Genomic DNA, 17183 nt, shown 5'->3' with positions numbered 1-17183 from the left:
CATGGCATTGGGCGAATTCCGGTTGGGTAACCAGCAACTCCAGCATCGAGGGCACGAAGAATGCGAAGCTCACCCGTTCGCTGGCCATCAGCCGGGCCAGATATTGCGGGTCTTGATGTTGCCCCGGTGCGACCACGACCATGCGTGCGCCTATCGTTGGCGATACGCACATCTCCAGGATCGAGACGTCGAAGGTGAACGCGCAGTTGAGCAAGACGACATCGCTGGCACTCATGCCATAGACGCCTGGGGCCCAGGCGGTGAGGTTGGCCAGGCCGCCATGCGTGCATTCGACACCCTTGGGCTTGCCGGTGGAGCCGGAGGTAAACAGCACGTAGGCGAGTTGCTGCGGGGTCACCTCGACCGGCTCGAAAACGGCGCTGGGTTCGCAGGCGAGAATTTCGGTCGAATCGATGGCCAGTACGGCGCAGTCCACATGTAGCGATTTCGCCAGCTCGGCACTGGTGATCACCGCGACGGGGTTGGCGGCGGCAAAAATTTCCGCGCGGCGTGCCTCGGGTTCGTCGGGACTGACCGGCATATAGGCGGCCCCGGCATACAAGACGCCGAGCAGCGCGGTTTCCAGTTCGATCGAGCGCGGCAACATCACCGCGACAATGCGTTCGGCCTTGGCACTGACATGGACTAGGGACTGCGCCAGCGCGCGGGCGGCGAGATCCAGGGTGCGATAGTCGATCTGCCGGTCTTGGTCGCTGATGGCGATGGCGCTCGGGGTCAGCGCGGCCTGACGCTTGAACAACTCCGGCATCGAGGCAGTTATTTCGACATCGCGCGGCCCGCGCGCAAAGGTTTCGAGCAGTTGTTCGCGCTCATCCGCCGGTGGCGCTATCGCCGTGGCCAGATTCAGCGACGGATCGATGCTGACGCGGTAGGCCCAGTCGATCCAGCGCTGGCCGAAGCGCTCGATTTGCGCGCGCGGGTAGCGTCCGCTGCGGTAGTCCAGGTCGAGCAGCCAGCCGTGCCGGGTGTGGATCAGATTGATGGCGAGATCGAACTTAGCGCCGAAGATCGGCGTTTCCAGCAGGGTGGCCGGTCGCTCGGCGAAATCGGCGCGGCGTGCATAGTCCATGTTAAAGGTGATGCCGAGCGAGCCGGCATGCTTGTCGCTGCCCAGCACTGGCTCCAGCAGGGTTGCCAGTGGATAGGCCTGGTACTGGCTTGCCTGCTGCCATTGCGCGGCGACTTCGCGCAGCAGCGCATCGAATGGCACATCGCCGACGCGGCGCGAACGCCATGGCATCACCTGCACCGCCTGGCCGACCATGTGTTCGTGACCGGGCTGGCGTCCATGGGTGGGCACGCCGATCAACACGTCGTCGCGGTCGTACAAAACGTGCAGCAAGCTGAGCGTTGCCGCCAGCGCGGTAGTGAATAAGGTGGCGCCTTTCTGGCCGGCGAGCTTGCTCAATGCGTGGCTGAGTTCGGTCGGTACCGGCAGCCGTACGCGCTGGCCTTGCCAGTGATTGGGTTCGGCTGCGCTCAGCGCCGACAGCGGCAACGGCGGCGGTGCGTCGGCAATGCATTGCTGCCAGAAGGCGTGCGCGGCCGGATCGTCGGCATGGGCCAACCATTGCAGGTGATCGCGATACGGTTGCGCGGGCGGCAATGGCGCTTGCGGGTCGTTCAGCAGCGCAGATAGTTCATCGACGATAAGGCTGAGCGAGGCACCGTCGATCAGCGCGTGATGCGCGCGCATCGCCAGCACGCAGTGTTGGTTCGGCAGCTGCAATAAGCCGACCCGCAGCGGCCCGTGGTCGAGCAGTTCGAACGGCTCGGCGTAGAAGCCGGCCAGCCAGGTGTCGCGCTGGTTGCCGATGGCGGATTGCAGCGGGATCGGCAGGATGGGATGCACGGTTTGCGTGCCATTTTCGCCGTCGATGGTAGTGCGCAGGGCTTCGTGACGAGCGGCAAGCAGGGTCAGCGCGTCTTCCAGCGCGCTTGCGCTGAGTACGCCATCGATTTGCAGGGCCAGCGGCTCGACATAGGCTTGGGCCCCGGCGGCATCCAGTTGCGCGGCCACCCACATTTGTTTTTGCATTGCCGACAGCGGCAGGCTCAGCGGCGGCGCGGCGAGCCGCTTGACGGCGTCGCCGGGGCGGCTTGGGCCGGGCGGTAAATAGCCGCCGTCGCGCAGGGCCTGCACGGCATCGACGGTGCGTTCGACGATGTCGTCGATCTCGGCTTCGCCGTGCGCATCGCTGAGGAAGCAGTTACGTCCCTCCCATACAAACAGGCCGCGATGCAGCAGGTGGTAGTACAGCAGATCCAGATTGCCGCTGTGCTTGAAGCGGAACACGGAGCCGAAGCGGGTCATCGACAATGGCGCGTCCATCGCCGCGAAGCGGCTGTTCAGGCGATCGGTAAGCAGGGTGGTGCGGTCGTTGAGGCTTTGCTGGAATGCAGGGCCGCGGCGCTTTAATTCACTCAATACGGCGTGACACAGCGCCAGGCCCAGCGGGTGGTTGTTGAAGGTGCCGGCGAAAAAAGTGGTGTATGGATTCGGCGCGGAGTCGTCGCCGAACTGCCAGCTGCCGCCATCGATGCCATCGAGCAGGTTGCCACGCGCGGCGAGTGCGGCCATCGGCACGCCGCCACCGATGGTCTTGCCATAGGTGACCAGGTCGGCTTCGACACCGAACAGCGCCTGCGCACCACCCGGCGCGGTGCGGAAGCCGGTGATCATTTCATCGAAGATCAGCAGGATGCCGAGCCGCGAAGTGAGCTCGCGCAGCCGTTGCAAAAATTCGCGCGGCTGCACATGCAATGCACGGCTTTGCACGGGTTCGACGATGACTGCGGCCAGGCTGTCGGCATGCCGGGCGATGGCCTGCAGGGCTTCGTCGGAGTCGTAGTCGAGCATCAGCAGATCGCTGACGAAGTTTTGCGCGATACCCGGCGCCGCCGGCTCGGTATGTTCGCCCTGCGCGCTGCGCTCGCCGAGGAAGCCGTCGAAATGGCCGTGGTATGACTTGCGGAACATGGCGATCTTGTCGCGTCCGCGCAGCAGTCGGGCCAGCCGCACCGCGGTCATCACCGACTCCGTGCCTGACTGGCAGAACAGCACGCGGTCCATGCCGGTGAGTTCGCAAATCATCTGCGCGCAGTCCCCGGTGAGCGACGAGCGCGGCCCCAACGCGATGCCCTGGGCGATGCGCTTATTCAATGCCTCTTGCATGAACGGTGCGCCGTGGCCGAACAGGTTGACGCCGAAATCCATCGAGATATCGATGTATTCGTTGCCGTCGACATCCCACAGGCGACAGCCTTGCGAACGTTCGCCGGTGATCGGGTAAATCAGCTCTTTCATCGAGGGACGAAAACCCGCCGCCGCACGTACGTCAGCCAGGTGCCGGCGACGGGCGCTGGCCATGCGCTTGGACTCCGCCGTGCGCGCGATATAGCTCTTGGAGAACGTGGCGAAGTGCGCGCTCTGGCGCAGATCGATGACCCCGCTGTGACTACTGACGACGCGCGGCGACGGCGTCATGACCAGGCCAGCAGGCCGCGCCGGTACTGCCACTGTGGCAGTGGGCTGTGCTGCGATCGTCGCGGCCGGTGCGCTGCTGCCTAGTGCGGCGAGCTGTGCACTGATCACGTTTTGCAGCAGGTTCAATTGTTGCTGGAACAGACCTTCCAGCCCGGGCGCCGCGGATGCCTGGGCTGGATTGATCGCCGTCGTGGCCGCCATCGCGTGCTGTGGCGGGGAGGTCGAGGTCAGTGTGGCGCCGGCGCGGTGTGCGGCGAGAAACGCGCCGAGGCGATCGACCGTATTCAACTCGCCCAGCAATTGGCGGATGTCGATCTTGACCCCGTACTGGGCCTGGATCGCTCGCATGGCTTCGGCCAGCATAATCGAGTCGGCACCCATTTCCACAAACGGCCGGTCACCGGCGATGGCGTGTTCGGGTTCGCCCAGTGCCTGGGCCATCCGTGTACGCAGTTGCGCTTGGATCGCGCTGACCTGTGCGTGCTCGCCGTCCGTGGCGGTGGGCAAGGGCATAGCCGGCGAGGTGGCATCGGTGGCGTAGGCGATGGGCTGCATGGATGCGGACATCGAGCGCTCCTGGGGATGGGGGCGGTGCTCAGTAGGGGACGGAGCCAGCGGGGCAGGCGTGTGCGTGATACGGCGACGGCGATAGGGGCGGTCGAACGCGGCCCAATCCAGATCGATGCCGGCGCTATACATCGCGGCGGCACTGTCGAGCAGGCCATGCCAGTCGTCGTCGCCGTCCAGGCTGCTGCACCAAAGCGTTAGCGCGGGGGCGGTGCCGCGCTGGCCAAGCAGCGAAAGCACCGGGCGCGGTCCCAGTTCCAGAAAAATGTGATGACCCTGGGCGAGTAGTTCTTCGAGACCTTTGCGGAACTGCACCGGCTCGCGCGCATGGCGGGCCCAATAGGCCCCGTCGGGGGCGCTCTCGTGCAGCTTTCCGCTGAGATTGGAGATCACCGGCAGCTTGGCGGTGCGCCAGGGAATCTGTTCGGCCAGGGCGCTTAACGGGCCGAGCACGTCGTCCATCAGCGGTGAGTGGAAGGCGGCGTTGGTTTCCAGCGCGCGGTAACGAATGCTGCGCTCGGCCAGGGCGCGCTGGATGCGTGCGACCGCCTCGGTGGTGCCGGAGATCACGCAGCTGCGCGCGCCATTGTCGGCCGCGAGCGCCAGCTGTCGCGATTCGTTTTTTACCAGCGCGGCGATGTCGTCCGCGGTCGCGGCCACGGCCAGCATGCTGCCGGGCCGGGCATGCTCTTGCATCAGAGCGCCACGGGCGGCGACCAGTGGCAGGATCTGTTCGATCGATGCCATGCCTGACAACGCCGCCGCGGTGTATTCGCCCAGGCTATGGCCGAGCAGGGCGGTGGGCCGCACGCCCCAGTCGGCCCATAGCTGGGCCAACGACCAGCTCAAGGCTACGGTGGCCGGTTGCGCGTAACGCGTCTGACCCAGCAGCGGAGCTGACTCAAGATCGAACAGCAGGCGTGGCAATGGTTGTTCGAGCACCGGCAATAACAGTTCGGCGCAGCGGTCGATCGCATCGCGGAATACCGGCTGCGTGCGATACAGCCCAGCGCCCGCGCCCGGTGCCGGATTGCCTTGCCCGGTCAGCAGAAAGGTCACGCCGTGCGGTTGTTGCGCGCTGGCGGCGGGGGGCGAGTGCGCGAGTTGGCGCAGAGCGTCGCTCAGTTGTTCGCGCGTTTGTGCATGGACCGCCGCGCGTACCGGGTGCCGGTGGTGATCGGCGTTGGCGGTGTAGCAAAAATCACCCAGCGTGGCATGTGGCTGACGCGCCAGATGCTCCAGCGCCGATTGCGCCATGCTGGCCAATGCTTCGCTGCTTGGCGCCGCGAGCGCGTAGAGATGGCGTGGCCGTTCGTCGCTCAGGTTGGCATACCAGCAGCGGTGGCGCTGCCACGGATAGCTGGGCAACGCACACAGCTGGCCGTGCGGGTGAATCCGCTGCCACGGTAGTTGGTGTCCATGCGTGTACAGCAGCGCCAACGCATGCGCGGTGCTGGATGCGCGCAAGGGCCGAATGCTGTCGGGCAAGCCTGCGGGTGTCTTGCATGCCAGTAGCAGTAGATCCCAGCGGCCGCTCAGCTGGCGTGCGGTTTGTTTGCCGGGGTTGCCGTTGAGTAACCGATCGGGAGTGATGCCGCTGGCGTTCAATGATTGATCGGCGGCAAACCAGGCCAAGCGGCGATGCCCGGCCACCGGTCGCTGGCCTTGCCATAGCGCGGGATGCAAGCTGCCACTGGCGCCGGCATGCAGCGCGGCGATCAACTCGTCGCGGTTGCCATGCACCGCCAGCCGGTAGTCCAGGTGATCGCGACGGCTTGCCGCGCTATAGATGATGTCGCCCAATTCATGCGCGGCAGCCGTAGCGATGCGGTCGGCATAGCGGCCTGCCAACGCCTTCAGTGCGGCGGGGTGCGCTGCCGAGATCGGCAGCAACCAGGTCGGTGTCTGGCTGGAGTTGTCGGCTTGGGCGCGCGTTTCCATGCCGGCGTCGCGGCGCAAAACCTCAGCGGATTCCAGAATGACGTGCGCATTGCTGCCGCCGAATCCGAAGCTGCTCACGCCGATGCGTACCGGGCGCTGGTCGATGGGCAGCGCTACGGCCTGGGTGGCGACGGATAAGCCCAGCGCATCGAGATCGATATTCGGATTGGCGCGTCGAAAATTCAGCGATGGCGGCAACAGCCCCTGGTTCAACGCCAGCGCCGCCTTGAGCAAGCCGGCGACACCTGCCGCCGCTTCGAGGTGGCCGATATTGGTTTTGACCGAGCCGACCCATAGCGGCTTCGTGCGCTCGGCGTTCAGGGCTTGTCCCAGCGCTTGCGCCTCGATCGGATCGCCGAGCGGCGTGCCGGTGCCATGCAATTCGATCGCATCGATATCGGCGGCTGTAAGACCGGCATCGGCGAGCGCGGCCTGGATCACCGCTACTTGGGCAGGGCCGCTGGGCGCGGTCAGCCCGTTGCTGCGGCCGTCTTGATTGGCCGCGCTGCCGGCGATCAGCGCCAGCACCTGATCGTCATGCGCCAGCGCATCGTCGGCGCGACGAAGAATCAGTACCGCGCTGCCTTCGCCGCGCACATAGCCGTCGGCGTCGGCGTCGAAGGTCTTGCAGCGACCATCGGGCGAGAGCATGCGTGCATTGGCGAAGATCTGCATCAAGTCGCCGGCCATCAACAAGCTGACGCCACCGACGATGGCCAGATCGATCTCGCCGCTGCGCAGCGCGCGCAAGGCCAGGTGGGTGGCGTTGAGTGACGATGAGCAGGCGGTATCCAGCGCAAAACTCGGGCCGCTGAGATTGAGTACATACGAGATGCGATTGGCGGCGATGCTGAGTGCGTTGCCGGTACCCGCATAAAGGTCGAGCGGTTGATCCTGGCCCAGTTGCAGGCGGCTGTAATCGGAGGTGGAAATGCCGATGTACACGCCGGTACGACTGCCGCTGAGGCGGCTGCGCACGATGCCTGCCGCTTCCAGCGCTTCGATGCTCAGCTCTAGCAGCAGCCGTTGCTGTGGGTCCATCTGATCGGCTTCGCGCTGCGCGATGCCGAAAAATTCCGGATCGAAGCGCTCGATATCGGCCAACAACCCAGCACGGCCCACGCCCTGTGCCAGTGAGCGGCGATGGGGCGGTATATCGATGACGGCTTCGCGTCCTTCGAGCAACAACGAACGGAAAGACTGCAGATTCTCTGCGCCGGGAAAACGGCATGCGGCACCGATGATGGCGATACGCCCGCTGGCCAGGGGGCGCGCTGGCGATGCTTGCTTAGTCATCGGTGCGGCCCACGGCGGGGCAGCCCGCTGGCTGATGAAGTCGGCTCGGGCAGAACAGCCGCGGGGGGCAAGGCATATTGCATTGATGCGCAGGCGGCAACGCCTCGCCGACCGATATCCGCGTGCGTTCGCTGCGCGATGGCGCAGTGTGGCCATAGCCTTCGAATCGAAGGCTGGCGGTAAACATCCGCATAAGAACCCTCTCAGTAGGACGCTGCCGGCCTGCTGATGGCTGACGTCCAAGCACGAATTGAAGTCACGAAAAATCAATGAGCAGCCGAGCCCGCGCCATCGGTTAAAGGATGGTTTTGGCTAATTGAAAACCTCTCATTGATTGCGCTTTGTGGGTTAGCGCATTTCGCTGGCGGGTGCCCTCAAGGGATGCCATTGAAAATAGTTTTTTTCCAACATGTATTCACCTTATTTATTGCCTGCGTCAAGGTGATCTGGCGCTATTGACGCATCAGTAAGTGACACTCGAATGACTGGATGTCGCGTGAGAAATTCAAGATGAGTTTCACCACATGCAGGGAATTAATACACGCGCACTCGCGAATTGTTCGTGAAAGCAATTCGCTTCGCCGAGCTGTCGATGTCGACGCAGCAGGAGTGATGGTGAGGTGAATCGACGCATCGGTTGAAGATGATCACGCGCGTATCACATTCGAATAAATGTGCGATGGATGAAGCGACGTTTTTGGCTTGTTTTTGGCCGTTTTTTGATCTTTGTCATGAGCTATTGCGCACGCTTGATGAAGATCATGTGATGCGCACGTGCTTGATGCGGACGCGATCGTTGACGAGGCAGGTTGTCGGCAATGAACCTGTGGCGTGGTGTCTTGGCAGATCCATGTGGCGATGTTTTCACGTAATGTGGACGCATATATTTATGCGTGAATAAAACGTGTGAGTAATCGTTGAATAAATGATTATGTATTGATGGTGTGAGTGCTTATATGTGGCCATGTTGGCTTGCCATGAGTATTGGCATTTGGCAAGCACCAATGGTGCTACAGGATCATTCGATGATTAATCTGTGCGCGTCGGTCGAGCATTGGCCCGTCGATAGAGGCGGGCAGCGCAGACTGCGGTGTCGAGTGATGTGGCTTGTGGGTACATCGCTGGCATGGCCACGCTGACGATTGGCGCTGGCTTGACGCGGCCTTGTCGGCTATCGACATCATGGAAAGTGCGATCTGCATCGGCGCGGCGATCGCCGATGCTTGAAATCGTCAGAGCTACTCACTCATTTAAGTGGGCCTGATTTATTGCGTCTGGCAACGCCAAGTTTTTGACGGTGGGTGTTGCATCGAGTCGTGAGACGGCGGCCTTGGTTGCCTGGAAGGGTCGCTGCCTTGCGGCGAGGTGATAGTCAGGGCCCATGGGTTTGGCCGCGCTTGATCCATATTTCGTCACATCCGAGCGACGCGCCGCTGCGTAATGTGACGTGGGTCAGCCTGACTACATTGGACATTGGCGCCCGATGCGTCAGACTTTCTGTCAAAATTTCACGCTTATTTCATGCCCAATAAGCTTTGATGATAGGAATGCCTACCAAGGCAGGGGCAGGTAATGACCGGGCATTGGGGGCAGGGGACTATGGAGAGGGAGAGTATGGGTAAGAGTGGGGGTTGGCTGCGCCAGGTGGCCGTGGTTGCCGTCTATGCGTTGAGCTACGGGCTTTTGCGTCAGGTCTCGTTCGTACATTGGTTTCTTCCCGCCGGTTTGCGGCTGCTCTGCCTGTTGTTTGTGCCCTACCGGTACTGGCCGGCGATGATCGTCGGCGAAATGCTGCCGCTGGCGAAAATCAGCTACGACTGCCTCGATCAATTCGGGCCGGTGTATGCGTTGATCAAGCTGTTTCCGCCGATTGTCCTGGCGATGCCGATCGTCCGCTGGTGCCGTTCACGGCTGTCGCTGTTCGATGCGCAACACTCCGTGCGCATGAGCACGCTGCTGTTCTGCACGCTGCTGGTGTCGATGGTTACGGCGGTGCGCGACATCAGCTTTTTGTACACGCTGCGCGAGCAGCCGCCCGGCGAAAATCCGATGTTCTGGGATTGGGGTAGCCAGTATTTTCTGGGTAACTACCTGGGCATCTTGACGGTGGTGCCGCTGGCCTTGCTTATTCGAGATATCTGGCGCGAGGGCACGCCGAATACCTTGTGGAAGCGCTTGTCTCGTAATCGCCTGGTATTCGATGGCGTGGGCTTGCTGCTGCCTGCACTGGTCTTGCTGACCTGGCTGGCCGCCAATGTGAGCGGGGATTTCAGCCTGGTGGCGCGCATGGCGATGTTTATGCCGGTGGCCTGGATGGCCTTGCGGCACGGCTGGAGCGGCGTTGCGCTGGCTGGCTCGGCGGCCAGCTTGTGCGTGGCGCTGATTACCCCTGACGAATCCGATGCGATTACCTTGCAGGCGCAGGTGTTCATTTCCTTCGCCATCACCACGCTGCTTATGCTGGGCGCGCGCATTGCCACCTTGCGTGTGCATGAAGAAAAAGAACGCATGGACGGGCAACTGGCGTTGCAACTGGCCCAGCAAGGCTTGTACCTGGGCGAGCTGCGCATGTGCCAGACCGCCGATGCGCTGGAGCAGGTCGGTAGTGCGATTCAGCAATCGCATAACCGTTTTCTGGAACGCCTGCGCAACATGCTGTCGACCACCGAAGAGCGGGTTTACTACCGCCAGGCCATCGCGACCCAGCAGCAGGTGTTCCGTCTGGCCGACAGCATTTATCCGCGTACCTTGCAAAGCCGGGGCTTCCCTTCGACCTTGAACAATGGCCCGATCGCCAAGGCCATGGACGATATGGGCATCGCCTACGACTCCAATCTCTCCGGGCGCGGCTGGAGCCGCTTGGATCCCGGGGTGCAAATTGCGCTGTACCGGCTCGCCTGCGAAGCCGTGGTGCATTTGTTCGAGCAGTCGCAATCCATCGATCAGCTGCGCCTGGTGTTGCGCGCTGGCGAAACGCATGGCCGGCGTTGGGCAGTGTTGAAGATCGATGCCGTGTTCGATCGTTCCAAGGCCAGCAGGGAGCCGAAGCAGAACGAATGGGAAGAATTGTCTTACCGCCTCGGTGTTGGCGGTCTGGGGCTGGATGCGATTCGCGACCGCGCACGCATCTATGGTGGCGCAATACATACGCGCTCGACGTCGAAGGGCGCGCGTCTGTCATTGTTGTTGCACGACACGACTAAACCCGACACATTGAGCTGATATGTTGCCAAGAAAAATGAGGGCTGCACGATGATCCGTTTTACTTCAACACTCCGCACTATCATCTCGATCGGTGTATTTATTGCTGTATTCAATGTCTACGCGGCGACACCGCGGGCGGGCGCCAGCGACTTGGGCAAGACGAATCCTCAAGCCGAGGATCTCAGCATCAGTCCGAACTGGCACGTCTATGTGTTCCATCGCGATGGCATCAAATACATCCAGGTCAACGACCAGCAGGACCAGGTCCGCGTTGCGTTCGCTACCGGCAATGGCTCGTATCTGGTGCTGCCGATAGGCTCCGACGCGCATCAGGTTTCTACCCCGCAACGACGCCTGCCGTTCCACGGTGCTGCCACGCTTAGCGAAACGGTTTACACCGACAATGCCGTGCAGGTAGTCATGGCCCCGCAGAGCGGTGGCGTGCAATGGCAAGTACAGCCGGTTGCCGCGCCGATCAATGCAAGAATCAGCAGCACGCAGGGGTCAGCGCAGGTAACGGCCAGTACCTGCAAAGTGCTTAGCTGCGGCGGCGACTTCTTGCCGTATTGATGGTTAAGCCCAAGGCCATTCCGCAAGGGATGGCCTGAGCTTGTAGAGAAGCCGCCCTGGGGCGGCTTTTTTGTGCTCGGCGTGGGAGGGCTTGGGGCGAGTTCGTGCTAATTTAATATTTTTTTCTCTGGCTTTGTCGGAACAGGTTGCATCGGTGGAGTGATGGGTCGTATGCCAACTCAACTCATACGATGACTTGCACGACGCGATGCTGCGTGCCGTATCAACGACAGCAAAAGTAGTCGGGCAATGAGGTATGCGCGTTCGCCGACAAGAAAACCATGTGGGTGTTGTGACAGCGTTTCATGCCCACAACAATTTCAGAAAAACCCTACATCGAAATGTCTTGCTTCTACTGGATACTGCGCCATCGCAAGTATCTGCGCACCCTGATGCGGGGTGCGGAAAATAGGGGTAGTCCTAAGCAAGATCGGTTTGGATCTTGCGTAGTTTGTGGATGGTCAAACGCTCTCAGTGTGGGCGCGTCAGCCATGTAAGGCGCGTTTGCTTGCCTCTCTAAGGCCTAGAAACAGCATGTCAGGGATGAACATTTCCTCAGGGCCTTGTCTCCACCGTTTCGCACGGTATCGCCGGTCTGTGACCTGGATCAGCACTCCGATATCTATCGTTGCAGGCTTGGCAGGATCTGCGCTGTCATGGTGGCCAGTCCTGCGCGCTTATCAAGAACCGAATTTATCTCAAGCTAGGGAAGGGCTATGAGAGCCTCATTGCTTACCGTTTTCGCGCTCGTCGGCAGCTTGGCTAGTTCAGATGAGGAACAGAAGCCAGCACCTTCCGGAGCGCCTGCTGTGTTGAACAGCAGCAGCCACGACACATCATCTCGATATCACCGCCGCAAGGCGATCAAGGAAGCAGGTATGCCGAGGAAAAACATGGGCTTTGGGCGGCGTGTCGTAGGGGTGGGTTATGTATTTTCTTTGTGGCTGGGCATGCTGGCGCTATGGATTGGCGCTGCTTTGCCTGCTTACGCGCAAGTCACCTATGGCGCACCCTACACCTTGAGTTACAGGGGTACCCCCAGTAGTTCGGCTCCACCACTGACCCCTGCGCCGACGTTGAATGCCGCGATCCAAACGTCCTATAACGCGCTGACCGCAAAATTCGGATCCAATGTGACCGACACGGAGTGGGTCGTGCAAAACGGGCGCAACGTTCAAGTCACCGTCACTTGCTATCTGCGCGTCGAATACTACGAACCTGCTTCAACAAATTATATCGCGAGGGTGAGTTATAACGAGGCCGGTAAGGGTACAAACTGCTTTTACGATCACGATACTGTTGTTATTTATCCTGCCTACTCTAGCTCTGATATGGGCAAAAATGCGGGTGGTTGCGACTGTGACGGCGGTAACGGCCACACGGGAGGCAATCAACCAGGCTCGGCGGTCAAGGGCGACCCCATCAATACGGCCACTGGCAACAAGTTCGAGCAAGAAACCGACTATGTTGCCCCCAGCGATGGGCTAACCTTCCGCCGTTTCTATAACAGCCTCGCCGTGGTCAATCCGACAACGCTGGGGACTATTTGGCGCCACAGTTTCGACCGCTCGTTGCAGTTCATTTCCCCGTATAAAGTCATTCATTATCGGCCTGACGGCCGTTTCGAGACATTCAATAAGGCTAATGGCATCTGGGCCGGCGATGCCAGTGTGGCCGATACCCTGAGTCAGCAGAACAATGCTAGCGGTAGCCCGATCGGATATACCGTGGTTATCGCCGCTACGCATCAGACGGAGCGGTATTCCCCGGCGGGCCTGCTGCTTTCGATCACCGATTTATCCGGTGCGGTAACCATGCTGACCTATAGCACCAGCAGCACGCCGGTGACGGTGGCACCCAAGCCCAACCTGCTGATCGCCGTCACTGATCCTGCTCTTCGTACGCTCAACCTGGCTTACAACAGCAGTAGCCAATTGCAAACCGTGACCTTGCCGGATGGCGGTGTGCTGATCTATGGGTATGACACCAGCGGTGCGCTGACGTCAGTGCAGTATCCCGACGGCAAGACCCGTCAATATGTTTACAACGAGTCGACACTGACTGGCGGCGCCAATCTCCCCGGTAATTTGACCGGGGTCATCGATGAAGCTGCCGCACGATATGCCAATACCACCTACAACAGCCAGGGCCAGGCCACCTCAGCTAGCTTGGCCGGAGGCGCCGATGCCATGACGGTCACCTATGGCGCGACGGACGGATCAACCCCGAGCAAGCTCACGACGGCCTTGGGGGTGACGACCAGTCTAGGCTTCCAAAACATCCGCGGTGCCCTCAAGGTCAATGGCAACACGCAGGCCTGTGGGGCAGATTGCAATCAGCCATGGTCTGCTCAGACCTACGATGGAAGTGGCTATCCCCTGTCGGTCACTGACTTCAATGGCAACGTCACGCAGACCACATACGATGCCAACGGTCTGCTCAAGCAGCAAATCGATGCCTCCGGTACGCCCAACCAACGCACTACCACAACCACCTGGAACACCGCACTGCGTGTCCCGTTGACCCGCATTGTCAGCGGTATCAATAACAACGTCGCGAGTAGCGAGCAATGGGTCTACAACAATAGTGGGCAGGCGTTGGCGTATTGTTCGGTCGATACCACCCAGGTCAGCAGTTATGCCTGTGCCGTCACGGGCACGCCACCAGCCGGCGTACGTCGCTGGACGTACACCTACTGCAACGCTGTGGATACGGTGCAGTGCCCCATCGTGGGCCTACTGCTGAGTGCCACCGGGCCGCGTACCGACCTGGCCCAGACCACTAGCCGTAGATACTACCTGAGCAGCAGTGCGATCAGCTGCGGCACGCCAGGCTCAGCCTGTCACCAGGCCGGCGATCTCTATCAAGTCATCGACGCCTTGGGCCATACGACGACCTACGCCTCCTACGATGGCGCGGGGCGGGTGACACGCATCATCGACGCCAATGGAATCAATACCGATTTGGGGTATACACCGCGCGGCTGGCTCGCTTCACGCGCCATCAATGGCACATTGACGACGTTTACCTATACACCTTACGGTGCCATCAAGTCGGTTACTGATCCCGACGGCGTCGCCATTACCTTCACCTATGACGCCGCGCATCGCCTGACCGACATCACCGATGCGTTGGGCAATCGCATGCACTACGCCCTGGATGCCTCCGGTCATCGCACCGCGGAAAACGTATACCCCGTTGGCAGTACCTTCGCCAGTCGCAGCCTTACCCGCCAGTTCAACACCCTGGGCCAGCTGACCACCGTGATCGACGGCCTCAATCATGCGGTGTTCAACGCGAGCTATAGCGACAGCTATGACGGCAATGGCAACCTGGTGCACAGCGTCGATGGCCTGAACGTTCAACGCAAGCAAAGCTACGATCAGCTGGATCGTGTCATTGGCAGCATCGACAACTACAACGGCATCGACACCGCGACGCAGAATACTCAGACGGCCTTTGGGTTTGACTCACGTGGCAACTTGGCAGGCGTCACCGACCCGAGTGGTCTGGTCACTACCTATTATTACGACGGGTTGCACCAGCCCAGGAGCATGATCAGCCCGGACACCGGCGCTAGCTTGGATACCTACGATGCCGCGGGTAACGTGCTGACTCATACAGATGCCAAGGGTGTGGTCAGCACATCGACCTACGATGCACTTAATCGGTTGATCGGCACGACGTACGTGGATCCCACGCTCAACGTCATCTACACCTATGACGAGAGTCCGACCGTCACCGGCTGTCTTTCTGGGATGCCGATCGGACGCTTGTCGCGTATGGTGGAAAACGGTGTCACGACCGTGTTCTGCTACGACAGCCACGGCAACCTGATGCAGAAGCAACAGGTCACGGCTGGCCAGACCGACACGACGCAGATGACTTACACCGCTGGTGATCGTCTCAACACGGTACTCACCCCTACAGGCAGCGCTATCCAGTACCTGCGTGATGCTGACGGTCGCATTCAGAATGTGATTCTGACGCCTCCAGGTGGCGTTACCAGCAATGCCGTAAGCAGCATCACCTACCTGCCGTTTGGCCCGGTGAGCAGTTACACCTTGGGTAACGGCCAGCTCATTACGCGCAGCTACGACGCCAACTATGCATTGACCGATCTGACCAGCACTGCGCTAAACCTGCACTTTGCTCGTGATGTGATGGGCAACATCAACGCCGAAGGCAATGCCGCGGGTGCCAACCCCGCGACTGAGACCTACGGCTACGATCCGCTGTATCGACTCACCGGCGTCGCACAGGGTGGCAGCAACATTTTGAGCCTGACCTATAACCCGGCCGGGGATCGCACCAGCAAGACCGGCGGCGGCCTGGCAACGGGTGTCTACGGCTACACGACAGGTACCCATCAGCTCAGCACCATCGGCAGTTCGGCGCGCACCAGCGACCTCAACGGCAACATGACGGGCAACAGTAGCGGAGGGCAGAGCTGGGGCTATGGCTATAACGGGCGTAACCGACTGGTTGTGGTGCAGGCCAATGGGGCCACGGTGGGCACCTACACCTACAACGCACTAGGTCAGCGCATCCAGAAGGTGGCGACGATGCCGACAGCGATCACGTCGCGGTTCGTCTACGATGCCGCCAGCCATTTGATCGGTGAATATACCAATAGCAGCGGCCGCGACTATATCTGGATGGATGATATTCCCGTTGCCACCGTGGATACGGTAAACAGCGTAAGTATGGTGAGCTACATCACCGCCGATCATCTCGGCACGCCGCGAGTGGTAAGTAACAATGTCGGCACGACCATTTGGCAGTGGGCGTATACAGGTAATACGTTTGGGGAGTTGGCGCCGGTATCAGCCAATGGTTATACGCTTAATCTGCGTTATCCAGGGCAGTATTTTGATGGCGAGTCAGGACTAAGTAATAATACTAATCGTGACTATGAGACGACGACGGGTCGTTACATCCAAAGCGATCCATTAGGTCTTAGCGGTGGCCTAAATACCTACACTTACGGCGGAAATAGCCCATTAACAGTTGTTGACCCACTGGGGTTGTACTGCTTGCAAGAATGGCAAATTCGAGGAATCGCCGCAGCTGCTGCGGGGGCAGGAGGCGGGGCATTTTACGGTCGAGCGGCTGGCGGATATGGCGCGCTCGGAGGAGCGTTGGTAGGTGCCATGCTCAATGGGGGGGCGGGTGTAGCTGATGGGTTAACAAACACAACTCAGCTCAACGGTGGCATGACAGGAGCAATGAGCTCTATGGTGACCAGCGATAATAAATTTGAGCTAGGCGCCGGCCTCCTGGGAGGTTTTGTTGGTGGCGCGATCGCAAACGAAATGGCTCACGAGAGATACTCAAGGTCTGTGTCTAACGCAACAGGTGCAGCAGTGGGTGGCACTATAGGTGGCACAGCCTACTTTTGGTTCTCAGGAGCTTCACTTTTGGGATCTCTTAAGAATGGGTTTAGGAGTGGTGTCGTTGGCCTCACAATGAGTGTGAGTCAGTCTGTGCTTGAATCTTCGCTAAGAAAAGGGAATGACTGCTCATGCAAGCAGTAAATAAAATAGGGCTTATTGCGTTATCAAAGATAGTTTTTGCCTTCACGCCCATAGTCGCGGCAGTCTATTGTGGGTGCTATTTCATAATGAAGTTAATGATTTCGCATGATATGGGGAGGTTTGCTTATGCTCCATGGGTGCTTTCATTGATTTTGCTTTGTTACATTGCAAAGGCTTTGATTGGAGATGATTTTAAAAAGTTGGTTGAGTTGCGAAAACTTGATGTTGATAAAGAACATTGAATGTTAAGGGTGATGTCCAGGATTGAGTTTGCTCGTTATTGATTTTATTGATTTATTTTCATAAGTGGACTTTCGCTGGAAGAAGCGATGGGCTAAGTAATCTAAGGCGGTTCTGGCCATGGGAACATCCCGGTATTAATCAGTTCCGGGTCTACAAGGGTCCACGGCCAGCAAGCGGCTTCAGTCGGTGGCACTATAGGTGGCGCCACTTATTTTTGATATTCGTGAGCTTCGCTCATGGGATCTATTGAAGATGGGTTAAAGAGTGATGTTGTCCGCCTCGCAATGAGTGTAAGTGGATATCTTCTAAATAGAGCC

Annotated in this window: 5 protein-coding genes; 4 read left to right on the top strand and 1 reads right to left on the bottom strand. The window is 59.9% G+C overall.

Going from position 1 to position 17183, the window contains the following annotated elements:
- Positions 1–7312 (bottom strand): type I polyketide synthase (locus OUZ52_RS06670; RefSeq protein WP_266157600.1); only part of this gene is annotated, 7312 nt, incomplete at its 3' end.
- A 1614-nt stretch (positions 7313–8926) separates the two neighbouring features.
- On the opposite strand from OUZ52_RS06670, the gene OUZ52_RS06665 reads away from it, so the two are divergent.
- The 4 genes from OUZ52_RS06665 (at position 8927) to OUZ52_RS06650 (ending at position 16865) form a co-directional block, all read left to right on the top strand.
- Positions 8927–10534: an MASE1 domain-containing protein gene (locus tag OUZ52_RS06665; RefSeq protein WP_266157599.1), complete on the top strand. Its 1608-nt coding sequence runs from the start codon at positions 8927–8929 to the stop codon at positions 10532–10534.
- Positions 10535–10564: 30 nt separating this feature from the next.
- The gene (locus OUZ52_RS06660) at positions 10565–11086 is read left to right on the top strand and encodes a hypothetical protein (RefSeq protein WP_266157598.1); all 522 of its coding nucleotides are present in this window, start codon (positions 10565–10567) and stop codon (positions 11084–11086) included.
- Positions 11087–11814: 728 nt separating this feature from the next.
- Positions 11815–16623 (top strand): RHS repeat-associated core domain-containing protein, encoded by a 4809-nt coding sequence (locus OUZ52_RS06655; RefSeq protein ID WP_266157597.1) that lies wholly within the window; start codon positions 11815–11817, stop codon positions 16621–16623.
- Positions 16611–16865 (top strand): hypothetical protein, encoded by a 255-nt coding sequence (locus OUZ52_RS06650; protein ID WP_266157596.1) that lies wholly within the window; start codon positions 16611–16613, stop codon positions 16863–16865. The genes OUZ52_RS06655 and OUZ52_RS06650 overlap by 13 nt, the downstream gene beginning before the upstream one ends.
- Positions 16866–17183 lie beyond the last annotated feature (318 nt).

It is taken from the genome of Dyella silvatica, assembly GCF_026283955.1.
GTDB classification, from domain to species: domain Bacteria; phylum Pseudomonadota; class Gammaproteobacteria; order Xanthomonadales; family Rhodanobacteraceae; genus Dyella_C; species Dyella_C silvatica.
Note: the sequence above shows the minus strand (reverse complement) of the source record. Positions and strands in the feature narration are given on the sequence as shown.